The 23,538-nt window shown below is 31.7% G+C and carries 27 protein-coding genes and 1 tRNA gene; 8 read left to right on the top strand and 20 right to left on the bottom strand.

The features are described 5' to 3' along the window. Window positions 1-197 precede the first annotated feature (197 nt). On the top strand, window positions 198-1,745 hold the full coding sequence (locus ABEY15_RS22535; RefSeq protein ID WP_429892245.1) for a GNAT family N-acetyltransferase: 1,548 nt from the start codon (window positions 198-200) through the stop codon (window positions 1,743-1,745). A 106-nt stretch (window positions 1,746-1,851) separates the two neighbouring features. On the opposite strand, the gene ABEY15_RS22530 is transcribed toward ABEY15_RS22535, so the two are convergent. Then, window positions 1,852-2,148: a hypothetical protein gene (locus ABEY15_RS22530; protein WP_429892244.1), complete on the bottom strand. Its 297-nt coding sequence runs from the start codon at window positions 2,146-2,148 to the stop codon at window positions 1,852-1,854. 377 nt (window positions 2,149-2,525) lie between these two features. On the opposite strand from ABEY15_RS22530, the gene ABEY15_RS22525 reads away from it, so the two are divergent. Then, the gene (locus ABEY15_RS22525; protein ID WP_429892242.1) at window positions 2,526-3,305 is read left to right on the top strand and encodes a nitroreductase family protein; all 780 of its coding nucleotides are present in this window, start codon (window positions 2,526-2,528) and stop codon (window positions 3,303-3,305) included. Window positions 3,306-3,399: 94 nt separating this feature from the next. Here the strand turns inward: ABEY15_RS22525 and ABEY15_RS22520 are convergent, their stop codons facing one another. Together ABEY15_RS22520 and ABEY15_RS22515 are read right to left on the bottom strand one after the other, a co-directional pair. Then, on the bottom strand, window positions 3,400-3,963 hold the full coding sequence (locus tag ABEY15_RS22520; RefSeq protein ID WP_429892241.1) for a hypothetical protein: 564 nt from the start codon (window positions 3,961-3,963) through the stop codon (window positions 3,400-3,402). Between the two features lie 163 nt (window positions 3,964-4,126). Then, complete coding sequence (locus ABEY15_RS22515; RefSeq protein ID WP_429892240.1) at window positions 4,127-4,786, bottom strand: class I SAM-dependent methyltransferase; 660 nt, start codon at window positions 4,784-4,786, stop codon at window positions 4,127-4,129. Between the two features lie 232 nt (window positions 4,787-5,018). On the opposite strand from ABEY15_RS22515, the gene ABEY15_RS22510 reads away from it, so the two are divergent. Then, window positions 5,019-5,600 carry a TetR/AcrR family transcriptional regulator C-terminal domain-containing protein gene (locus tag ABEY15_RS22510; protein WP_429892238.1) on the top strand — a complete coding sequence of 194 codons (582 nt, stop codon included), beginning with the start codon at window positions 5,019-5,021 and terminating at the stop codon, window positions 5,598-5,600. 155 nt (window positions 5,601-5,755) lie between these two features. Here ABEY15_RS22510 and ABEY15_RS22505 read toward each other — a convergent pair whose 3' ends face one another. The 4 genes from ABEY15_RS22505 to ABEY15_RS22490 form a co-directional block, all read right to left on the bottom strand. Beyond that, a complete protein-coding gene (locus ABEY15_RS22505) occupies window positions 5,756-5,929 on the bottom strand; it encodes a DUF6440 family protein (protein ID WP_429892247.1) in 174 nt (57 codons plus the stop codon). 8 nt (window positions 5,930-5,937) lie between these two features. Further along, the gene (locus ABEY15_RS22500; RefSeq protein WP_429892237.1) at window positions 5,938-6,246 is read right to left on the bottom strand and encodes a hypothetical protein; all 309 of its coding nucleotides are present in this window, start codon (window positions 6,244-6,246) and stop codon (window positions 5,938-5,940) included. Window positions 6,247-6,375: 129 nt separating this feature from the next. After that, window positions 6,376-6,543, bottom strand: a complete 168-nt coding sequence (locus ABEY15_RS22495; protein ID WP_429892236.1) for a hypothetical protein — start codon at window positions 6,541-6,543, stop codon at window positions 6,376-6,378. A gap of 93 nt (window positions 6,544-6,636) precedes the next feature. After that, window positions 6,637-6,963, bottom strand: a complete 327-nt coding sequence (locus ABEY15_RS22490; RefSeq protein WP_429892235.1) for a hypothetical protein — start codon at window positions 6,961-6,963, stop codon at window positions 6,637-6,639. Between the two features lie 185 nt (window positions 6,964-7,148). Between ABEY15_RS22490 and pssA the strand changes: the two genes are divergently transcribed. After that, window positions 7,149-7,640 carry a CDP-diacylglycerol--serine O-phosphatidyltransferase gene (gene pssA, locus ABEY15_RS22485; RefSeq protein ID WP_069032136.1) on the top strand — a complete coding sequence of 164 codons (492 nt, stop codon included), beginning with the start codon at window positions 7,149-7,151 and terminating at the stop codon, window positions 7,638-7,640. Between the two features lie 83 nt (window positions 7,641-7,723). Here pssA and ABEY15_RS22480 read toward each other — a convergent pair whose 3' ends face one another. Further along, window positions 7,724-8,077, bottom strand: coding sequence for a hypothetical protein (locus ABEY15_RS22480; RefSeq protein ID WP_429892234.1), 354 nt, complete (start codon window positions 8,075-8,077; stop codon window positions 7,724-7,726). Between the two features lie 586 nt (window positions 8,078-8,663). After that, window positions 8,664-9,248 (bottom strand): hypothetical protein, encoded by a 585-nt coding sequence (locus ABEY15_RS22475; protein ID WP_429892233.1) that lies wholly within the window; start codon window positions 9,246-9,248, stop codon window positions 8,664-8,666. A 331-nt stretch (window positions 9,249-9,579) separates the two neighbouring features. Between ABEY15_RS22475 and ABEY15_RS22470 the strand changes: the two genes are divergently transcribed. The 3 genes from ABEY15_RS22470 (at window position 9,580) to ABEY15_RS22460 (ending at window position 11,382) form a co-directional block, all read left to right on the top strand. Further along, window positions 9,580-10,539, top strand: a complete 960-nt coding sequence (locus ABEY15_RS22470; RefSeq protein WP_429892232.1) for an AAA family ATPase — start codon at window positions 9,580-9,582, stop codon at window positions 10,537-10,539. A gap of 11 nt (window positions 10,540-10,550) precedes the next feature. Next, a complete protein-coding gene (locus ABEY15_RS22465; RefSeq protein ID WP_429892231.1) occupies window positions 10,551-11,186 on the top strand; it encodes an RNA ligase family protein in 636 nt (211 codons plus the stop codon). Between the two features lie 124 nt (window positions 11,187-11,310). Then, window positions 11,311-11,382 (top strand) — tRNA-Leu (locus tag ABEY15_RS22460). A 120-nt stretch (window positions 11,383-11,502) separates the two neighbouring features. Here the strand turns inward: ABEY15_RS22460 and ABEY15_RS22455 are convergent. From ABEY15_RS22455 to ABEY15_RS22405, 11 genes are all read right to left on the bottom strand, one after another. Then, on the bottom strand, window positions 11,503-11,817 hold the full coding sequence (locus ABEY15_RS22455) for an iron-sulfur cluster biosynthesis family protein (protein WP_098426108.1): 315 nt from the start codon (window positions 11,815-11,817) through the stop codon (window positions 11,503-11,505). Window positions 11,818-11,839: 22 nt separating this feature from the next. After that, the gene (locus ABEY15_RS22450) at window positions 11,840-12,898 is read right to left on the bottom strand and encodes a lactonase family protein (RefSeq protein WP_429892230.1); all 1,059 of its coding nucleotides are present in this window, start codon (window positions 12,896-12,898) and stop codon (window positions 11,840-11,842) included. 116 nt (window positions 12,899-13,014) lie between these two features. After that, on the bottom strand, window positions 13,015-13,680 hold the full coding sequence (gene fsa / locus ABEY15_RS22445) for a fructose-6-phosphate aldolase (RefSeq protein ID WP_429892229.1): 666 nt from the start codon (window positions 13,678-13,680) through the stop codon (window positions 13,015-13,017). 48 nt (window positions 13,681-13,728) lie between these two features. Then, window positions 13,729-14,622, bottom strand: a complete 894-nt coding sequence (gene gnd, locus ABEY15_RS22440; protein ID WP_429892228.1) for a phosphogluconate dehydrogenase (NAD(+)-dependent, decarboxylating) — start codon at window positions 14,620-14,622, stop codon at window positions 13,729-13,731. A gap of 92 nt (window positions 14,623-14,714) precedes the next feature. Then, the gene (gene tkt, locus ABEY15_RS22435; RefSeq protein ID WP_429892246.1) at window positions 14,715-16,709 is read right to left on the bottom strand and encodes a transketolase; all 1,995 of its coding nucleotides are present in this window, start codon (window positions 16,707-16,709) and stop codon (window positions 14,715-14,717) included. Beyond that, window positions 16,710-18,209, bottom strand: a complete 1,500-nt coding sequence (gene zwf / locus ABEY15_RS22430; protein WP_429892227.1) for a glucose-6-phosphate dehydrogenase — start codon at window positions 18,207-18,209, stop codon at window positions 16,710-16,712. Between the two features lie 401 nt (window positions 18,210-18,610). Continuing rightward, window positions 18,611-19,801, bottom strand: a complete 1,191-nt coding sequence (locus ABEY15_RS22425; protein ID WP_429892226.1) for a DUF445 domain-containing protein — start codon at window positions 19,799-19,801, stop codon at window positions 18,611-18,613. A 215-nt stretch (window positions 19,802-20,016) separates the two neighbouring features. Beyond that, window positions 20,017-20,442, bottom strand: a complete 426-nt coding sequence (locus ABEY15_RS22420; protein ID WP_429892225.1) for a GNAT family N-acetyltransferase — start codon at window positions 20,440-20,442, stop codon at window positions 20,017-20,019. 92 nt (window positions 20,443-20,534) lie between these two features. Then, window positions 20,535-21,353, bottom strand: a complete 819-nt coding sequence (locus tag ABEY15_RS22415; protein WP_429892224.1) for an SPL family radical SAM protein — start codon at window positions 21,351-21,353, stop codon at window positions 20,535-20,537. Window positions 21,354-21,383: 30 nt separating this feature from the next. Next, window positions 21,384-21,896, bottom strand: coding sequence for a methylated-DNA--[protein]-cysteine S-methyltransferase (locus ABEY15_RS22410; RefSeq protein WP_429892223.1), 513 nt, complete (start codon window positions 21,894-21,896; stop codon window positions 21,384-21,386). A gap of 262 nt (window positions 21,897-22,158) precedes the next feature. After that, window positions 22,159-22,731, bottom strand: coding sequence for a DUF1836 domain-containing protein (locus ABEY15_RS22405; protein ID WP_429892222.1), 573 nt, complete (start codon window positions 22,729-22,731; stop codon window positions 22,159-22,161). 141 nt (window positions 22,732-22,872) lie between these two features. Between ABEY15_RS22405 and trhA the strand changes: the two genes are divergently transcribed. Next, window positions 22,873-23,520: a PAQR family membrane homeostasis protein TrhA gene (gene trhA, locus ABEY15_RS22400; RefSeq protein ID WP_429892221.1), complete on the top strand. Its 648-nt coding sequence runs from the start codon at window positions 22,873-22,875 to the stop codon at window positions 23,518-23,520. Window positions 23,521-23,538: the final 18 nt, after the last annotated feature.

Here is a 23,538-nt window from a genome sequence, read left to right as displayed (position 1 = left end):
TGCTGTTTTACTTCCTCATGAGCCCCTATAGCGTCTACTTCATTAAATCAGTTTTACATAGAAATTATTCCTTTTCTCTTTTTTAGACTATATTGAAAAGGTAAATTGTGGGTATCCTAACTGTTAGAATCGAATGCAATAGACCATTGATAATGGCCCCTTAGTAAGCGAGACATTTATATTTAGGACGTGAGATTATGTCAGAGACAGATATGTCAAAATATGAGAAGAAAATTGAAGTTCGAAATATACGTATGGAAGATATAAGTGAAATTATGAAGTTATCAAACCGTTGTTTCCCTGGTATGGAAGGATGGAAACGAGAACAATTAGAAAGTCATATCCGCATTTTTCCTGAAGGCCAGTTTTGCGTAGAGTATGAAGATAAAATTATTGGTTCTTGTTCAAGTTTAATGGTTGACTTCGATGAATATGATGACCAGCATACTTGGAACGTCATAACTGATAATGGTTATATTACAAATCATGATCCGAATGGATTTAATTTATATGGTATTGAAGTTATGGTCGATCCAGAATACCGTCGTATGAAAATTGGTCATCGTCTTTACGAAGCGCGAAAGGAATTAGCTCGACAATTAAATCTTCAAAGCATTATCATTGGTGGTCGAATCCCAAATTATCATAAACATAGAGATGAAATGTCACCACGTGAATATGTAGCTGCAGTAGAAAAACATAGTATATATGACCCCGTTTTATCATTCCAATTAATGGAAGGTTTTACAATTAAACGGATTAATACTCGTTACCTTCCGGATGATAAAGCATCAGATTCATTTGCCACTTTGATGGAATGGAGTAATATTGACTATCTTCCAAAATCTAAACGTGTTTATCGTGCTTCATTTCCGGTTAGAATTTGCGCAATACAATACATGATGAAAAAAATCGATTCATTCTCTGATTTTACGAAGCAAATCGAGTATTATGTTGACGTCGCCGCTGACTTCGGTTCAGATTTTGCTGTTTTCCCAGAGTTGTTTACAACACAATTGATGTCTTTTTTGGAAGAAAAACGCCCTGATCAGGCTGTTCGTAGGCTTGCAACTTATACTGAGCAATACATCGAACTGTTTACAGAACTTGCTGTACGCTACAATGTCAATATTGTTGGGGGATCTCACTTCGTTGAGGAAGACGGTAATATCTATAATGTTGCTTATCTATTTAGACGAGATGGAACGATTGAAAAGCAATTAAAAATTCATGCAACTCCTAATGAGAGAAAATGGTGGGGAATTTCAGAAGGAAACGAAATCCATGTGTTTGATACAGATTGTGGAAAAATCGCTATCCAAATATGCTACGATATCGAGTTTCCAGAACTTGCTCGTATTGCAGTTGATCAAGGTGCAAATATTATTTTCGTTCCATTTTGTACGGATGATCGCCAAGGTTATCTCCGAGTTCGTTATTGCGCTCAAGCAAGAGCGATTGAGAACCAAGTATATACTTGTATCGCAGGAACAGTTGGGAACTTAACACATGTAGAGAACATGGACATTCAATATGCACAATCTGGTATTTTCTCCCCTTCTGATTTTGGCTTCGCAAGAGATGGCATTGTTGGTGAATGTGATGCAAATGTTGATACTGTCGTAGTCGGTGATGTTGACCTTGAAAAATTAAGACGTTCACGAAATACGGGATCAGTTCGTCAATTACGTGATCGACGTCGTGATTTATATCGAATTGAATTTAAGAATTTAAAGTTAGAATAAAAAACTTGATTGATAAGTAAACACTAAAAATTTAAAGATAAAAAATTAAGCTCACTAAAATAGTAAGCTGAGCTTAATTTTTTTTATTATATTCAATTTATATGTGTTAGAAATAGGCTCCAATTGTAAACACTGATGAAATGTAAAACGAAAATGGAACTTTAAAAACTTCTGTTTCATTTTCTATTCCAGCTATGATTCCTGTTTTTCCCTGAACTGTTGATTTATCTATTCTCCCAATCAGGCCATTTCCACTAGTATTAAAAAAAACGATTATAAAAGTAATGAACAACGAACTAACAAAAAGCCAATCGGTCCAAGTAGAACCCATTGCATATGAAAATCCAAAAGGTGTCAGAATCAAAATAACGAGTGTAATACTTCCTGAGAGTAAATTTTTCACTTTTTCACCTCTTTGTCTCCCTGTTTTAAGGCTCATCTTTTACCATATTCTACCAATTATTTTAGATTCATTTATTTTTATATTTTATTTAATAGATTTACTCTTAAATAAAATAAATTTAAAGCCTTAATAATTTGAAATTTTGACATTTTTTGACATCGAGATAACCCTCTACTATTCTAAAAAAATATTAAACTGAGTAATTTTTACTAAAAATTTTTAAAAAGTACAAATTTATGTACGGTATCGTTTTTTTATGATATGTTTACTTTATAATTTGATTATTCAGAAATAATTACAATTTTATATTATTTGTCGAAACTTTGTATATTTTTATTATTTCTAATGAAATCTTTTTGATATGAGGAGTGAAAGCTTTGGATTTTACAGATGTACTACATGGGCACAGATCTATTCGAGAATATGAGGATAAGGAAGTTAGTCAAGAACTGTTAGATCAAATATTAGATGCAGGTATTCGTGCGTCTTCAAGTGGCAATATGCAATCTTATTCGATTATTGTCACAAAAGACAAGGAAATTAGAAAGAAATTATATTCTGCTCATATGGAGCAATCAATGGTTATTGATGCACCTATTCTTTTAACTTTCTGTGTGGATTTTAATCGAATGAGAAAATGGCTTACTCTTAATGATGCACCTGTGCATTTTGATAATTTCATGAGTTTTATGATTGGTGCCATTGATGCTACATTGGCATCTCAAAACTGTGCATTAGCAGCAGAGAATGCTGGTCTTGGTTTATGTTATATGGGCTCTACACTTGCAAATTGTAATCAAATTGGAGATATTCTTAACTTACCACCAAATGTCGTACCAGTTGTAGGCTATTCATTAGGCTATCCTAAAGAAAATCCAGCTTTACGTGACCGACTTCCAAGACAAGGTCTAGTTCATTATGAACAATATAATGATTATTCAGATGAAGATATTCTTGAAATCTATAAAGAAAGAAATGAAAAAGGCTGGCAACGTTACATGGACGTTCCAAAGCTTAAAGAAATGACAGAACGACTAGGATTAAAGAATTTAGCACAAATTTATACGATTGCAAAGTATACACAAGAATCTCATCATGAATATTCTCAAACAGTTCTAGAATATTTAGAGAAACAAAATTTTATGAATAATAAATGATAAGTAGCATTAAAAAAGTCGATTTCCACCTGAGGAATCGACTTTTTATAATTTTCTCTATTAAAATGGAATCCTATTAATAGCACTAGTAAATTTAAGTTAATAATTGATCCATTATAGGCTGCAACCTCTTGAATTTTTTATTGTAAGATTGTCTTTCTAACAATTCTTCTACTAATTTTATTGCATCTTCTTTTCGATTTGCTTTTACGTAGCAATCAATAATTACTTTATATTGCTCATCGTATGGTATTTTTTCTAGTCTAACTAGCTCAAAAGCTTTATCGAAACTGTTGGTAGCATTTTTATAATTTTTTAAATAAAAATAGGTTCCACCATTACCAACATGTAATTCTGCACGTTGTAAATCAGTTAATGATTCTAAATTCAGACCTTCTTCTCTTATTCGAAGAGCTTTTTCGTATTCTCTACTTTCATCACAATTTAAAGCCTCGTTATGGAAATGCTTAAATTTTGTTAAGTTTTTTCTAGACTTTTTTGTTTTTAATAAAATCAAAATAATAAATAAATCTATTAAGATTGAAATAGTATCAAAACCTAGATTATGCGTTTTATACTCTCCCCAAGCCTTATAAACAAATTGAATGAGATCCCATATAAGCTTAAAATACAAAATATATAGAAGATATTTTCTCAAATAGATCCCAACTTTCTAAGATTATATCTGTTTATTATAACAATCTTGAATTTAAATGGGTAATTTTAACAAAACCCTTCAACATACATGCCAAAGTATTCTTTAAGATTAATAGTCTTTAACTAAAAAAAATAATATAATTCAATTCAATTAATAAACCTGATTATTTATAAAGATATACATATAAACTGATATCTTCTTGCTTAATGTTATAATTCTTAAATTCAGTTTCATTTAAAAACATCTCAAAATTTTCTTTTGTATAAGCACCTTTTTTCAAGAAAGTTTTAAATGCAAATTTTACAAAATACTTATCAAATCCCTTCATTCCAGTTTTTCTAATTTCACCTTCAATATCTTGTGCAGTTGCATTAAAATTCATATCGATTATAAGTGATGTTCCACCTGGTTTTAATACCCTGTACATTTCTTTGAGTGCTTTTACTGGATCCATAAAGTTCTTAAATGCTGCACTGCAAACAATAAAATCAAATGTGTTATCATCACAAGGGAGATTTGATGCATTGCCTTCTTTAAAATCTACTAAAACATTTGCTTCCTTTGCATTATTTTTTTCGATGTTAACAAAATCCGGACTTAACTCTACTCCTGTAACATCAAAACCCATTTTTGCAAGTTCAATAGATAGATATCCTGGTCCAGGAGCTACTTCTAAAATTCTTGCACCTTCTTGAACTAAAGATTTAATTTCGGTTGCATATTCTTGCATTTGTGTTAGACGACTTTTTCGTGAGTTTTTGTCATACCATTTTGCTGTATACCCATAAATACCAACATCTTTTTTCTTACGCATATTTTTCATCATCATATCCACCCTATCTCTTTTTAATGTTATCTATCATTGTTCACAAGCATTATTATTTAAATTTATTTGATTTAGCTAGTAGGTAATTTGTTTGAACTTTAAAGTAGTTTATATTTTTAGTACAATAAGAGAACAAAAATGTCTAACAACGTTAGTTATCTAACATCGTTAGATTAACATCTAACACTGTTAGAGTCAATGACAATTATTAAAATTTTGGAGAGATTTTATGGCGATAACGAAAGAAGCAATTGTAAAAGCATCCCTCGATATATTAAATCGTGACGGAATAAGTAATTTATCGATGCGCACATTGGCAAAGGAGCTTGAGATCAAAGCCGCATCCTTATATTGGCATATTAAAGATAAACAAGCTTTATATGACTTAATTGCTGAGCATTTAAATAATGAAATTGTCCTACCTGAAGAATTAGATGATGCTAGGGAAGCTTTAACAGCTCTAGCATTTGAAGTGCGAAGAGTTTTATTAAAGACACGAGATGCAGTAGAAGTTTTTGCGCAATCAATGCCAACTACACCGAGTAGATTAAAAGCAGTAAAATTCACTTTAGAAAATTTAACTAAATACGGTGTATCTGATAAGAACTGTCTAGTTGCTGGTAATCTTTTTAACAATTATGTTTTATCATTTGTAGCAGATGAACATCGTGCAAAACAGTTCACATACACTCCCGAAGAAGTGACAGCATTTACATCATTTTTTGGTGAACAGTATCATTATAGTTTTGATTTTGAAGAACAATTTCTATATGGATTAGGGGTAATATTTGCCGGATTACATACTGAATAAATAAAAAAAGTCACATCATACTTTCGATGTGACTTTTTGAAATAGTATTTAGAATTTACATCTAATTTTAATTCGTTAAATTTCTTTGAAAACATTGGTTTATAAACTAATATACACATCTTTGAAATGAAAAAGAGCTGAATCCTTATCAGCTCCTATTCCGTTTTATTTTTTTCTTTTATAACTGGTTTTCCGTCCTTATCCAATAAGGAGGTAAGTCCTCCAGCATAGCCATGCCCACTAAATAAATATTGTATTCCTGTCTCTTTATCTTCTATTAATTTTACGCCAGACGTCATTTTAGCTTCTTTATAGGTTACATTAAAAATTCGCTTAATTATTCATTAAAATCTAACCGTACTGTCTCAATACCATCAACTATATCCTCTAATTCAGTTAAAAAATTTAATTGCACTGGACCTGGAATTTGCTCCATCCATTTTTTAACTTCAGGTAACTCTTCAGCATCTTCTATCTTTGTTGGTTTTGGATCAAGCGTTTCCCACCATTTCTTCATTTCGTCAATAAATTCATAGAAGTAGCGTTCGAATCTTTCTGCCCATTCTGCTCCTTCATCATCAGTCGTTTTTTGCATCATACTCCAAGCTTCCATTGCTGTTTCAAAGTATTCATCAATCTTTTTCATGTTATTTTTCCTTTCTTAGTAAAAGTACTACTTTCTCTATTATATTAATTTTTTCAAGCTTTAACTTCATTCGGAAAATTGATTAGAACTAATTGATGTGTTAGTCTTTTTTCTTTTCAATAATCACATTTAAAATCTTGGTCGATCATTATTATGTGTCTGTCTCGTAATTTCTTCATGTAATTTTTGACTCTCGGTTTTATCTGGCGCTTTTGTTCCGAACTTTTTTTGCATAAAGAAACCAAATACAATAGCTACAACTATAAACTCCCAAAATAGATAGCCAAACAGTGTCAATACAATCCCCCCTATCATCAAGTATATAGGCAAAATAAAAATCGACTAAACGTCGATCTTGTTGTTTTCCAAGTAACTGCTATATTGACTATTTTACAACCTATGGATTATTTCAATTATTCCAGGTATTAATATCATAATGATTGAGCAAGAAATTAATAGTTTTGTGACTATTTTAGTTAATTTCTCGCTTCCTTTTCCATTATACCACCCACTGAATTGTATTTTATTTCGATAGATGACAAATATTAAAACAAGTATACCAAAATAACACCACCATCCAGTATGCGTAAGATTCACACCAAATTCATTATATATTTCTGATACAACTGTTGATAATAAAGCACCAAGTAGCCCAAAGATCAATATGATTCTAATCACTTCTAATATTAGTCCAAGTGAAACGGATATTGCCTTCATTTAATGCCTCCAATAATCTTTTAATCTTCTTTTAATCTGTTCCTATGTATTAAATATTCGGTATTTGGTATTTTTACCCTTTTTTAATTTTACAAACTTGATAAATAACTAAATAAGATTTAAGAATAAAGTGAAAATAGTTAGAAAATACTATTGAAAGGTTTTTAATGTTTAGGGGGGATACTTTGTTTAGTCAGGTCGTAAAATCTATACCTAATTTACTTACAATCGGAAATTTAGTTTGTGGTGTTCTATCGATTACGCTTAATATGAGTGGTTTAATAATGTTATCCTCAATTTTTATTTTCATCGCTGCTATTTTTGACCTTCTTGACGGAAGAGTTGCAAGGAAACTAAAAGTGAATAGTGAATTTGGTGTAGAGCTAGATTCTTTAGCGGATATTGTTAGTTTCGGCGTTGCCCCTGCGCTTTTATTTCATTCCATTTCGGCACCATCAATCTTAACCTCGCTTGCATTTATCCTTTTTCCTACGATGGGGGCATTAAGATTAGCAAAATTTAGTGCTAAACCAACCATAGGTTATTTTAAGGGTTTACCTATTCCTGCTGCTGGTTTACCTTTAGCTGGTATGGGAATGTTTTTTTATAGTAATGCATGGATTACTTTAATTCTTGCTTTCTTAATGGTTAGTCCAATTAGGTTTAAAAAGCTATAACAAACTTCAATCTAAAATGCTATTACCTTCTGTAGAGGAAATAGCATTTTTAATTTGTATTGAAAAATTTTTCTCACATTAGTTTACTTATTATTAAATGAAATGATTGCATTTTTTAAGGTGTAGAGTTTTGCTGTGAAAATATAAAGTTCATTATAGTTATTTTCCACGTATTCATCAATGATGTTTATTCCTTTTATAAAGTTCTCGATCAATAAATATGTATATTTTCCGTCCCATGCGAACCGATTAATTCTGAATAGTTCATCTGCCAATACTTGGAATCTAAATTCTTCAATTAATAGTTTTATTTGATATATTTTGTCTTTATTATTAGTAGATGTGTATTTACTATTTTCATAACTAATATGTACTAATTTGACAAAATCATTTATATCTTCAGCCAACATATTCGCTTTTTGCATCTCAAATTTCATTTCTCCATCCCCTAAAGTGTTAAAAATATACATCACTAGAGTATATGTTTTTATTTTAAATCATATCACAATCAATCCAATTTATCCCGTATCCTACTCCTTCTAGGAAAAAAGTAAATCAAATAAAATAAGAGCCACACTGTGACTCTATAGTCTGCTCGTCAAATGCTCATTTCTTTATCTGCCCGCCCAGTGCTTATCACGCTCTAACGTAACTCGCCTCGAAAGACAATTGCTTTCATCAAGTCTGAAGATCTTTGCGACTTTGACTAAATACTGAAAGTCACTATTCAACTATTTCATATATTTAGTAGTTTCAAATTTTTTACATCCACTAGTTGTGGAAAAGTTACTTACTTTTTAGCCTACTCTTTTCCATATATTCTTCTTATGCTTCATCTATTTTCTTTTTACAAATCTCACTCCACAATATTTTAAGATCATTAATTTTTTCTTCACTAGCATGTTCTGTCCCAATCTCACTGCCAAAACCTAAATGTGAATCAACATCCGAAAATAAACCCTTATCATCCGTATTGGCAATCTCATTCGGAACATATGTTAAGTCTCGATGATTTCCTAATAATTAATCAATCTGTTTTCCATCTTCATCAAAATACCTTTTTTCTAAACTAAATGCATTTGTTGCTTTGTACATTGTAATGATTTTAGCGCTCGGTCTACCAACTTTTATTTCAACTTTTTCGGTGCTCCCAGTAGCATTCACAAGGCGAACGCTTAATTTAGAGATAGTATTAAAATGATTTGTGATGACTAATATTTTCAAAGGTAAAGGCTTGTCATTTTTATATTTGATAGGCAAAGCAAATTCTTGTAAGTTTGAATCTATTTTATTTTCATTATTTATGTCACTTTCATAGTTCGATCCGTATTCGGCATTTAGAAATCTATAGGTTCCAATTTTGTCTTTTTTAAAGTGAATGTACGACGGAGAATCATTTTGCAAATAGGCTACATATCGATCATTTCCAAAGTCAAAAATTTTAATAATATCAATTGATTTTTCCCCATTGTTTACTGATTGTATTGTTGCTAGTATATTTTTTTGATTGTTTCCATTCATCTGTAAGGTAGGCTTAAGGAATTTGTAACTGATGAAGGCTAAACACAATAAAAACAATAATGTAAACTTTATTTTCTTATTGAACACAAGGGACCTCCATTAACTATTTTTTGCTGCTTTTGTTTTTAATTATCCATCACACAAAATTTGCCGTCAATTGGGTTATTTCCTGCTTTTACCTTTATTAATTCAACTCTTCTTTTCACTTAAAACAAGGTATTAATATAGTTTTTCCACTTGATCCTACAAATTAAATCATCCCGAAATATGGTAAATCGTTCAAATTAATGGAAATTTTGCTATCAGAATCTTTCATTCGAATATATAATAAAAAGTGTGGAAGTGTTCAATTCGAACTTTCGCTCCATCAAATCGTAATTCCTTATTTATCTGCCTTTTAGATAAAGGAGGAAGTAAAATGCAAAAATTAATTTATATGATTGGAATTCCTGGTAGTGGGAAAAGTGAAATGGCTAAACAAATCGCCAAAAAAGAAAAAGCCATTATTTTATCCACTGATGAGTTACGTCAAACACTATTCTTTAATGTAAATAAGCAAAAGAGGACAAATCTTTTGTATATGGAATTATACAAAAGAGCCAATCGTTTACTTGCTGAAGGGAAAAGTGTTCTCATTGATGCAACAAATATTGAACGTGAAAGACGAATGAAAGCATTAAATAAATTCGTAGACGTTCACAAAGAGTGCTATTACATGGATGTGCCGTATGAGGTTTGTGTAGACCGAAATAACAAGAGAAAGCGTGTTGTGGAAGATCGAATTCTTGTTAAAATGAGGAAGAATCTTGATTTTCCTTTAAAAAATGAAGGTTGGGATGTCATCCATATCATTCATGAGCCATTTTCATATGAAATGACGAAAGAAGAATTAACAAATCTATTAGTAAGTAAAGTTTCATACGAAGAGTTATTCGAGAAGCTCAAAACAGTACCCTTTTTTCAAGCAATGAAGGGTTTTGATCAAGAGAATCCGTATCATTCAATGACGTTATGTCAACACACATACGGACTCATTGAGTACATTAATGAAATGTACGAAGAGAAAGATAAACTAACTCTGCAAATGGCAGCTTTATTTCATGATGTCGGGAAGATATTCTGTAAGACGTATAAGGTTACCAAAGGGTATTATTCATACTTTGGTCACGAAAAAGTTTCTTCTCAAATTGCATTTCATTTTTTAACGGAGCTTGGTTATGAAGATGAATTTATTCAAGTTGTAGTTGGAATCATCGAAATGCACATGTTAATTAACTACGGTGGTAACGAAGGAGCAACTGAAATTTATCATTTACTTGGGGATGAATTACTCGCAAAACTTTATTTCTTTCGTGAAGCAGATACGTTTGCGAAGTGAGGTGTTAGAAGATGAAAATTAAGTATCCAAAGACATTTCATTTACCTTGGTCAGAATCTAAAACTTCTGATGATAAAACACTTCATAATATTGACCATTTTATTGGTAAAGAAGTTGTTGTAACGGAAAAAATAGATGGTGAAAATTGCTCAATTTATCGAGATGGGATTCACGCAAGATCAACTGATAGCCTAGACCATCCATCCAGACATTGGGTGAAAATGCTACAAGCTACGATTGGTTACCAAATCCCCGAACATTGGCGAGTTTGTGGGGAAAATGTATTTGCAATGCATTCGATCCTTTATGAGGAACTAGATAGTTATTTTTATGTCTTTTCGATATGGGACGAACAAAATAAGTGTCTATCTTGGGAAGATACGATTATATGGTCCAAATTATTAGGTCTAAAAACGGCACCGGTTTTATACAAGGGTGTATTTAATGAAGAAGCTATAAAAGCTTGCTATACAAAAAAGTCAAATTTGGGCGGAGAACAAGAAGGATACGTTATACGATTAACTGATGGATTTCAATACGATGATTTTAAACACTCGGTAGCAAAATTTGTTCGAGAAAACCATGTGCAGACAGATAAACATTGGATGACCAAACAAATTAAAGCAAATCGACTAAAACAAGAATAGAAGAGATTGTGTATAACTAATTTAAATTTTATTGAAAGGAATGAGAACAATGTAATTTGTTAATTTTATAAAAATATATGATATAAGCCATAAGTATTCAACGATAAAGAGTTGATTAATATATGTAAAGGTAGTTTAACGGTAGAACAACCATTTAAAATGGAAGGAATGGGTTCGACTCCCAGCCATTACACCAACATAAAGCAAGACCCATCTCTTTTTTTACAAAAAACAAAAAAGAGACGCTATCCCCCAAAGAATCGCATCTCCTAAAAATACTTCTCTCGTAATCATTCAAGTAACCGTTGATATAAACCTATTTAATATAAGTTAATCCGATTCGATTATTAAAAATTTGATTTCGATTTTTGAAAACAAATGATCCATCAACATAATCGATTACTAGTTGGTCTTCGTATACATCTTCAAAATTTTTATTTACCATAAATTCAAACTGGTCTCCAATTATCATTTTTTCATTAGGACCACATTCTCTTTTATTAATAACTTTTATCTCATAAATGTTATTAACTACATCACAGCTTCCACGGTCAAATTCTAACTGAAGTATTTTATTTTGATCTACTGCGCCAAGTATTTCTTTGGCTGCATCAGTTATTTTAAAATCCATATTAAAAGTCTCCTAATTTAGTTTAAACGTTTAAAAATTTCACACATACTGCTTCAGGTACTTGTACGTCTGATTGAAGCACTGTTAATTTTCCAGTCGTTTTATTTCTTGCATATAAAACTAGATTCCCTGACATTTCATTTGAACCAACTAAATAGTTCTCAGATGGATCTAAAACGAAATCTCTTGGCCAATTCCCCTCACTTGAAGTAATTTCCACTAATTCAAGCTTACCAGTATCTTGATTTACACTAAATACTGCGATACTATTATGACCACGATTTCCTGCATATACGAATTGACCGTCTTTTGAAATATGGATGGCACTTCCTTGATTGTTTTCAGTAAAATCGCTAGGGATTGTAGAAATAGATTGTAAATCCGTAAAGCTTCCATCTTCATTTAATTGTAGCGCAATTACTTCTGAACTAAGCTCCGTCATAATATAAGCGAACTTTCCATTCGGATGGAATGTAATATGACGTGGCCCACTTCCTGGTTTAACAGATAGACTGCTTACTTCAATTAAAGAATTGTTTTCGATTTTATAAGTAATTAATTTATCGATTCCTAAATCTATTGCAGCAACATATTTTTCATTTAATGTATAACCAGAAAAATGGGCATGAGGTTTTTCCTGACGTTCTTTATTCGGACCTGTTCCTTCATGTTGCATAATCGATTTAACATCACTAGCAAAACCATTTTCTTGATTGATTTTAGATAATTCAATTGTACCTTTATGATAATTTGCTGTAACAATATTTTGCTTACTTGAGTCAACGCTAATATGACAAGGTGAAGCGCCTTCATTAAGCTGTTCATTTAATTTTTTAAGCTCTCCACTGTTTTCATCAATCGAATAAACAGCAATTCCACCTAAGTTTCCTTCTTTTACAACTGCATATAGATTCTTATTGTCTTCACTAATAGCTAAATAAGTTGGATTTTCTAATTCAGCAACCGGTTTAACATTAGTTATTCTTTCTTTTTCTGTATCTAGTATAAATTGATAAATACCTTTACTTTCACTTTTTGTATATGTACCTACATAACCAACAAATTTCTGATTCGAATTCATGACTATTTCCTCCTCTATTCCTTGCTTTTATGTAAATACCCCCATTTCATAGCTACAAAATGAGTTTCAATGAAGATGGGGGCTTGATACTTATTAGATTTAAAGTTTGTTACAAATTATAAAGAAGTTTTTGCCCAGTCAGCAGCAAATTTTTCAATACCTTGATCTGTTAATGGGTGTTTAGATAATTGCTCAATAACACTGTAAGGAATTGTTGCGATATGAGCTCCAGCTAATGCTACACGAGTAACATGGTCTGGGTGACGAACTGACGCAGCAATGATTTGAGCGTCCATATTATGAACTCGGAATAATTCAGCAATTTTAGCAACTAATAATACGCCATCTTCAGAAATATCATCTAAACGACCTAAGAATGGAGATACATAAGTAGCACCTGCTCTAGCTGCTAATAATGCTTGGTTAACAGTAAAGATTAATGTTACGTTTGTTTTAACACCTTTTTTCGTTAAGTAGCGGCAAGCTTCTAAACCAGCAAGTGTCATTGGTAATTTAATTGTAATATTTTTATCTCCACCATTTATTTTAATAAGCTCGTCAGCTTCAGCCATCATTTCTTCAGCAGAAACTGCGTTTGGCGTTACTTCTGCAGAAACTGATTCTACTTCAGGAACTAATTTTAAAATTTCTTCGATACGGTCTTCGAATTTAACTCCTTCTTTTGCTACTAAAGATGGATTTGTAGTTACTCCAGATAATACGCCCATTTTATAAGCTTTTTGGATGTCTTCTACATTAGCTGTGTCAATAAAAAATTTCATTTTCAAATTCCTCCAATTTTTAGGGATATTTCCTATTTTATACTTTATTTATTTCTTTTCAACTGCATGTCCACCAAATTCATTACGAAGAGCCGCAACAACTTTACCAGTGAACGTATCGTTATCTAATGAACGGTAACGCATTAATAATGACATTGCAATAACTGGTGTAGCAGCTTGAAGGTCTAGAGCTGTTTCAATTGTCCATTTTCCTTCACCAGATGAATGCATTACGCCTCTAATTTCATCAAGCTTAGCATCTTTTGAGAATGCATTTTCAGTTAATTCCATTAACCAAGAACGAATTACAGAACCATTATTCCATACTTTTGCAACTTTTTCATAATCATAATCAAAGTCACTTTTTTCTAATACTTCAAATCCTTCACCGATTGCAGCCATCATACCGTATTCGATACCATTATGAACCATTTTTAGGAAATGTCCACTACCAATTTTACCAGCATATAGGAAACCATTTTCTACTGAAGTATCTTTAAAGATTGGTTCTACGATTTCCCAAGCTTCTTGGTCTCCACCAACCATATAACAAGCACCGTTACGAGCGCCTTCCATACCGCCTGAAGTACCAGCATCCATGAATCGGATACCATGTTCTTTTAATTCATCATATCGTCTAATAGACTCTTTATAATGTGAGTTTCCTGCTTCGATGATTATATCACCTTCTGATAAGAATGGTTTAACATCATTAATTACAGAATCTACTACACCATGTGGTACCATAATCCATAGAACTCTTGGAGTATCAAGATTTTTTACTAATTCTTCTAAGCTTGAAGTACCGACAGCACCAAAGCCTTTCATTTCTTCTACTGCAGCAGTATTCAAATCAAATGCTACTACTTCATGATTATGATCCATTAAATTTTGACCTAAGTTTAGACCCATTTTTCCTAATCCAACTAAACCAACTTTCATTACGTTATCCTCCCATATTATCTACAGTAATATTAATGTTTTTCTCTAAGTAAAAATTTTTATGATAAAAAAATAAATAAAATATTATTTGATTAAGAATTTAATAAAGTTTTACTTACCTTTACTACATTCTCAGTACTAAAACCAAATAATTCCATTACTTCATTACCTGTTCCAGATGCTCCAAAAGTCTCAATTGAGATTTTTTTACCTTTGAAACCAACATAGCGTTCCCATCCAAGTGAAATCCCCATTTCAATTGAAACTCGGTTTAATACGTGTGATGGTAAAACAGACTCTTTGTATTCATCTGATTGCTGATCGAATAGCTCCCAACTTGGCATTGCTACTACACGAACTGATAAGTTTTCTTTTTCTAACTCATTTTTACTATTCACTGCAAGTGATACTTCTGAACCTGTAGCGATTAAAATTAAGTCTGGTTGATCGTTTGTTTCTGTTAAAACATATCCACCTTTTGAAAGATTATCTAATCTAGATGCTGTTTCTTCAAATACAGGTAAATTTTGACGACTTAATACTAAAGCGATTGGTCCATTTGTATTTTGTAACGCATATGCCCAAGCATTAGCTGTTTCATTTGCGTCTGATGGACGAATTACTGTTAAACCAGGGATTGCACGTAAAGCAGCTAAATGTTCAACTGGCTCATGCGTAGGGCCGTCTTCACCAACTGCAATTGAGTCATGAGTGAATACATATGTTACTGGTAATTTTTGTAATGCTGCTAAACGAATTGATGGACGTAAATAATCATTAAATACGAAGAATGTACTTACAAAAGGCTTAACTCCACCATGTAATGCCATACCATTTGCAGCAGCACCCATCGCATGCTCACGTACACCAAAATAAATATTGCGTCCAGCAAATGACTCTACAGCAAATTTACTTTCATCTTTAATATCTGTCATTGTCGAATGAGATAAATCTGCGCTTCCACCGAAAATTTCAGGAACTGTTTTAATGTAGTGATTAATTGCTTCTCCACTTGCAACACGGGTAGAGATTGTTTTATTCTCGTCAAAAGTTAATAAATCTTCAGCTTCGATTAAAACTTCACCTTTAATTGCTTTTTCAAGCTGAGCTGCTAATTCTGGGTAAGCTTCACGGTATGCATTAAATAATTGATTCCACTCAGCCTCTTTTTCACTGCCTTTTTCTTGTATTTCTTTGAAATGAGATTTAACTTCTTCTGGCACAAAGAAATCTTCTTCGTAGTTCCATGCATATGCTTTTTTCGTTTCTTTTGCTTCTTCAAGACCTAATGGATTACCATGGGCTTTATTTGTACCAGCCACTTTTGGACTTCCGTACCCAATAATTGTTCTAACTTCAATTATTGTCGGTTGGTCTGTGTTTTGTTTAGCTTGTTCGATCGCTTTAGAAATTTCTACATGATCGTTTCCATCTTCTACTCTTAAATATTGCCAGTTAAATGATTCAGCTCTCTTTTTCATATCTTCTGAATAAGAAAGATTTAATGTACCATCTAATGAAATATCGTTTGAATCGTATAATACAACTAACTTTCCAAGTTTCATATGGCCAGCAAGTGACATAGCTTCGTATGCAACACCTTCCATTAGATCACCATCACCAACTAATGCATAAGTAACGTGATCAATGATAGAAAGGTTATCTTTGTTAAATTTACCTGCTATATGAGCTTCAGCCATTGCCATACCAACCGCAGTAGCGATACCTTGACCTAATGGACCAGTCGTAGCTTCAACACCATCAGTGTGTCCAAATTCAGGATGTCCAGGTGTTTTACTATTTAGTTTACGGAAATCTTTAAGGTCTTCGATTGAAACATCGTAGCCTGCAAGATGTAGTAAACTATATAACATACTTGAACCATGACCAGCTGATAAAACAAAACGGTCACGGTCAAACCATTTTGAACTTTTTGGATTATGCTTTAAATGATCTGCCCATAATGCATATGCCATTGGCGCTGCACCCATTGGTAAACCAGGATGACCAGAATTAGCTTGGTTAATCGCATCAATTGAAAGTGTACGGATTGTATTAATTGATAATGTAGAAATCGAATTCATAATTTAAATACTCCTTTTTAGATCTGCTTTATTGTTTTCATTTTCTTGTACAAAATCTGTATCTAACCACCATTTGAAACCATCTTCTGCTAATAATTCATCAGCAGCTTCTGGACCAAATGAACCGGATTTATAAGTATGAAGTGGTACTAAATTTTCTTTAAATGCTTCTAAAATTGGTTGAACCCATTGCCATGACAATTCTACTTCATTCCAATGAGCAAAAAATTTCGAATCGCCTCGTAATGCATCGTAAACTAATAACTCATACGCTTCCGGACGATCTTCTTTATTCGCAAAATACTCAGCTTGTACAGGTTCAATATTGCCCTCTACGTTTTTGCTATTTAAATAGAAAGAAACTCTTTCATTTGGATTAATTTCAATAACCAATAAATTTGGTCCATTATTAGTTTTAAGGTTTTGAATCGGACTTTTGAATTCAAAAACGATTCGAGTAGATTTTTCTTTCATTCTTTTACCTGTACGGATATAGAATGGGATTCCCTTCCAAAAATCGTTTTCGATTAATACTCTAGCTGCTACATAAGTATCATTTTGTGATGAAAACTCGATTCCTGGTTCTTGTCTATATGCAACTACTTTCTTACCATTTTGTTCACCAGAACCATATTGACCTCGAACTACATGAGAAACTACTCCCTCTTTTGATAGAGATCGAAGAGATTCAAGAACCTTTTTCTTCTCAGCTCTTACGTCACTTGCAGTATTTTGGTTCGTTAAATGCATAGCAGACATCATTAACATTTGTAACATATGATTTTGGAACATATCTCGAATTGCTCCAGATTTATCATAATAACCCGCTCGTTCTTCAACTCCGACTGTTTCACTTGCCGTAATTTGAACATTTGCGATATATTGATTGTTCCATAACGCTTGTAAAACTGGATTAGCAAACTCTAAAGCTTCTAAGTTTTGAACCATAGGTTTACCTAAGTAATGATCAATTCGGAAGATCTCATCTTCTTTAAATGCCTTACTTAGTTTTTCATTTAAGTCTCTAGCAGTTTTCAAGTCACGCCCAAAAGGTTTTTCAATAATAAGACGCTTCCAACCCTTTGTCGTACCAAGTCCACTTTCCTTAATATTTGATGCAATAACTTCAAAAAATTCTGGTGCTACAGATAAATAAAATAATCTGTTTTCAGGGATCTGTAATTCCAGTTCTCTTTCTTTGACTAAATCTAATAAATCAACGAATCCTTCTTTGTTCGTAATATCTAGCTGTTGATAACGAATTGAATCTAGAAATTCTTGGACCATTTTTTGATCTTCTAAAGAACGTCTTGAAAAAGTAATTAGTGATTGCATTACTTGATTCTGAAATTCGTCATTTGAAAAATCTTTTCTACCAATTCCAATGATTGAAAAAGACTCAGGCATCTTTTGATCTATATATAAATTATATAAAGCAGGAAAAATTTTTCGTTTTGCTAAATCGCCTGTGGCTCCGAACAATACAAATGACATAGAATCCATTAACTAAACCTCCTCTTAGTCGAACTTTTAACTAGTTGATAATAAAAAATATATTTTCAAACGATCGTTAATTTTTATTTAGAGCTAATGTTAGTTCAAATAATTCATTCCAATTATACATTCGGAAAATATTTTTTACCCAAACCTATAATACATGAAAAAAATTTTTCTTTCCAATAAAATGCTTATGTTTCTATTTATTGGATTTTTTTAATTTCATTTAAAGAAAACTCTTCGATTGGCGAGGCTATAGGCGAAGAACAGAGGAGTATTTGCACTTAATACTTATTTCCTAAAATTGGCAACTACTTCGATTTTTTTCTCTGCTACCAATTTACTTTCTTAAAGTGAAAAAAACCTTAATTAACTTTTTACGTTAATTAAGGTTTTAGAATGAAATATTATGTGAAAATCAATCTTAGGCTTGTTAATACTAAACCAATAATAAATCCACAAACAGCTCCATTTACACGAATCCAAGTAATATCCTTACCAATTTTATTTTCCAATAAATCAGTTATTTCTTCAGTAGATAATTTTTCAATATTGTATCTTACTAAATCACTAATTTTGTGATGATATTTTTCAATTGTATTATTTAATAGTTTCTTAAAACTTTGCTCAACATTATCAATCCAATTCGAATTTTTAATGAAGCTGATCATTTTTTCGATAGCATTTAAAATAAATTCTTCATCATTCATTTTATTTCTAAACATTTTAATTGCTTGATCTACAATATATTCATAGCCATTATTTTTCCATTCATCTAATTGGCGAATAATGTTTTCATTCGATTTATTTTTTTCAGCTTCCAATCGAATAAACGATAAAATGAAATTCCTTCTGTCACTATTAGGGTGTTTTAATTCCGTTAGTAAATCGATTAATCCGCTATGTATAAATTCTGTTATTTTCTCTTCTCCAATCATTGGTAGAAAAGCTTTAATCATAAAAAACTTTCGCTCGATAAACTGTATAACCTCTTTGCCGATTAATTCCTTAATATGTGGTAAGCTAACTGTTTCTTCGATTTTATTAATTAAAAATTCATATGTCTTTGCATCCCATTCTTTTTCAATAACTGTGTCGACAGCTTTACTTAATAAGTTCTGAGATGATATCGAATCAATTGTAGGTTTAAATGTATTTAATAAAAATTTTTTGATTGTATCATCCTGAATAGATGCACCAAACTGCTTGATTGAATGAACGATTTTATTTCTTGATTCCTCATTTTCAAGCATCTTTTCAAAAGCATTAATACCTTGATTAATCCAATCACGTTCTTCTACCTTTTCAATTAAACTCTCCTTACTTAGCCATTGATTATTAAGTGTGCTTAAAATCCCCTCAGTAATCTTCTTTCTATTTTTAGGCAATAAGGCTGTATGTGGAATCGGTATACCAAGAGGATGACGAAACATTGCAGTTACAGCGAACCAATCCGCAAGACCACCTACTAAAGCTGCCTCAAATCCACCAGAAAGGATTTGAAATAATTTAGATTGAAACGGCATTGTTGCAGCGAAACCACAAGTTGCCACTATAAGTGAAATATTCGCTAGCCGTTTTGAATTCTTTTCTTTCATTTACTAAATGCCTCCTGTATCTATTTGAAAATAGTATATCATTCCTTTAATCTATTTTCTAAAATCAATTCTAAATAATAAAAGATTTTGTCAGTAAGCATATTTGTAAAGTTATTTAATTTTACTATCAAAAAAGAGACTGTTTTCACAGCCTCAATGTATTGAGTACACATTATCTAACTATTTATGTAGCAATTGCGATCACACTGATTTACTTAAAAATTCAATTGAAAATGGTGACAAGTAATATTTAAACTATTTTTAAGATAAAACCTATGAGCATCGTAACGCTGTACCCCTGAATCTAGATGAAATTGTTCACAATTATTTTGTTTTGCTTCATTAATTAACCAGTTCCACAAAAGTTGTGCATAGCCCTTTTTACGATGATTTTCACTTGTGATTAAATCGTCAACATAAAAGTATTTCCCCCATGCTAATGATTCTGTTATACGAAATCCAGCAACAGCTGTTACTTCATCGTTTTCGATCACGGATACAAGATGATAATGATTTGTGTTGATTAATCTGTTAATCGTGTTCACAAATTCATCTTCTCTTAAATGTGGACGTAATTGACGTACTGTTTGAAACGTTTTCAAAATATCCGAACTACTTTTCATTATTTTTACTTCTGCCATCTTTTATCTCTCCATTCATAAAAAACGTTCTACTATAAAAATACCACAATTTTCTATCGTTTTTTTATGAAATGATTTTTCAAATTTTTAGTTTATGGTTCGAAACCTTTTTGACTAATAAAAAGCTGATCCTCTGAAAAATATTTTTTAAACCGTTGATAAACTATTTGATAGGCTTCTGGACCATACCAATCTTCTAAATTAAGCTCAGTATATTTTTTTTCAATTCCAAGACGACCTGTTCGTTTCCCACCGCTTCCGTCTCCCATGAAAAAATCATCGATACAGATTCTACTAACAATTTCCGATAACCTTTTTGGGAATTCCTCGCTACTAGGCAGAATAGGAGCGATTGTAGCTTGGGTTGGAATTCCAGCTTTTACAAGTTCTTCGATCGTTTTAAGTCGTGCATTAATAGGAGGTGCATTTGGTGAGAAAGACTTTCTTATTTCATCCAAGTCAGTTTCAATCGTCATACTTACTCGTACTTTTTCCTTAAATAGCTTTAAGAGATCAATATCTCTTTTTACAAGCGGACTTCGAGTTTGAACGAATAAAAAATCTGGTTGATTTTGCAGCATGACTTCTAATAGACTTCTAGTCAATCTTTCTTTAAATTCAATCGGTTGATATGGATCTGTGCTAGATGACATAAAAATGGTTACTTTATCTTTGCTTTTTGCCTTTTTCAATTCTTTCTCTAGAATAGTAGGGGCACTCTGTTTAATATCAACCCAACTACCCCATTCTTTTTTTCGGAAAAGTGAAACAGGCATTTGTCTTACATAGCAATATGAACATGCAAATGAGCAACCAGTATAAGGATTTAAAGAGTGAGTATATCCTGAGAGAAAACCTGTACCTTTATTTAGAATGGTTTTTGGATTTTTATAAAATATTTCACTTTTCATCCAAACACCTCCTAATTAATTTCTACATTTTTAGTTTCTAGTTTCAATTTTTAAAAGACTTTTCTTCATTTCTAAACCACCACGATAGCCAGTTAAAGATCCATCCTTTCCAATTACACGATGACAAGGAATAATGATCAATATTGGATTTGCACCAATTGCTCTCCCAACTGCTCGAACAGATTTTGGCTTATTTAGGTAACTCGCAATGTCGGAATAAGTTTTAGTTTCTCCATAACCGATCGAGGATAGCGCATTCCAAACTGAATTTTGAAAAGCTGTACCACGAAAATCAAGTCTACTATTAAAATTAGTCCGCTCGCCCTCTAAAAATTCAATAATCTCTTTTTTATAAGCTTCTAATATTATTTCATCTTCTATCATTTCAATTCTAGGAAAGTATTTATCCTTAAATAAAAGTAATTCTTGAATGGTTCCACATTGTGAGCCTACGAAACATAGCCCTTTTACTGTTGCAGCAATATGAATCTTCCATTTTTTATGTTCGATTAATGTCCAATATAATTTTTCAGTTGAATCCAATTTTAATCACCCTTTGTTCTTCAAGGTCTTATTTAAATTTTATTATAGACTTAATTAAGAAAAATGGACTGATATTAGAATGAAAGAGCAAGAATTTGAAAAATATTTTAGAATGAACAGCAGATAAACTCTTGGAGAACTCAGTAAATAATGTCTTAAGAACTGCAAATAGGTGATGGTGAACTGCAATTAGGGAGTCTTTCTGATCAAGCTAACAAATCAATCAGCCCCTTACCCATCTACAAAGTTACAAAAATGAATTTTATTTCTGCTTCTCAATCATATCCATTACTAATTTTTCAGCTGCATTTTTATATAAATTACTCATATTAACGAAAGAAGTAATTAATAGCAATTGTTCGATATATTCTTTACTTTCATCATCAATATGTTCAATTTCTTTGTTTACCTTTTCACTAGATTGTTGAAGTTCAGTTTTAAACTTTTCGAGGTTTAGTTCATTTAAATGTAAAAAACTTGAATAAATATCATCAATGTTTATTTCATTGTTTTCAAGGATTCTTTGATTTAATCCATTTAAAGTTTCTTTTATATCATTAATCGATAGTGCACCTTTTAAATGATAAATTAAACTGATTAAAATTATATGATTCTTCGTGTATTTCTTATTTTTTATTGGGAAAAGTAATTTAGCTTTAGCGTAATTATTAATCATTGTTTTTGTCATTACTTTTTCATTTGAGTTCGGTTTCGCAAATTTATTATCAAATAGTTGGATTACTTGATCCATATAAAGATCTAGATTAGGAATATCCTCTAATAATATTCTTTTATCTAAATCTATTTGTTTAATTAATTCATTAATCTTTTTCATTTTTCGTCCTCTTTTTATGTAATTTACGGATTAATTTTATCATAAAAAAATTGTTCTTTAAACACTTGACTATATTATATCGTTGATGATAACTTTATATGTAGTTATCAAAACTACATAACATAGTTGGAGGAGATATCCATGGGGAACTTTATGCGTGAACCTATTAATACCATGACACATTTAGTCGGTGCCGTATTATCACTATTTGGATTACTAGCGATGGTTTTAAAGTCAACTTTTTCTGGTGGAAGTGTATTACAAACATCTGCGGTTATTGCATTCGGTGTAAGTATGATTCTTCTCTATTTGGCTTCAACGACCTATCATATGGCAAAAGCTAGCGATAAAATAATCGCTTTTTTAAGACGGATGGATCATTCAATGATCTTTGTTTTAATTGCAGGTACATATACTCCTTTTTGTATCATTAGTCTAAAAGGAACATTGGGATGGATCATCTTTTCGATTGTATCTTTCATTGCATTTTGTGGTGTTTTGTTCAAGTTGATTTGGTTTAGTTGTCCAAGATGGTTATCAACAGCACTTTATATCGCTTTAGGATGGGTCATTATTCTTGCTTCGGCACCTTTATCTGATGCGATTAGTATGAAAGGAATGTTCGCGCTAATCTTAGGTGGCATTTTCTATACAGTTGGTGGTGTGATTTATGGAATTAAACCTAAATTTTTATCTTTTAAAAATTGGGGATTCCATGAAATTTTTCATATTTTTATTATGCTTGGAACACTTTGTCATTTCTTCTGCGTCTATTACTTTGTAATCTAAATAAGAAAAACCATCCTC

It is taken from the genome of Gottfriedia acidiceleris, from assembly GCF_050457485.1.
In the GTDB taxonomy this organism is placed as follows: Bacteria; Bacillota; Bacilli; order Bacillales; family Bacillaceae_G; genus Gottfriedia; species Gottfriedia acidiceleris_D.
This window is presented reverse-complemented; position numbering and strand designations above follow the sequence as displayed.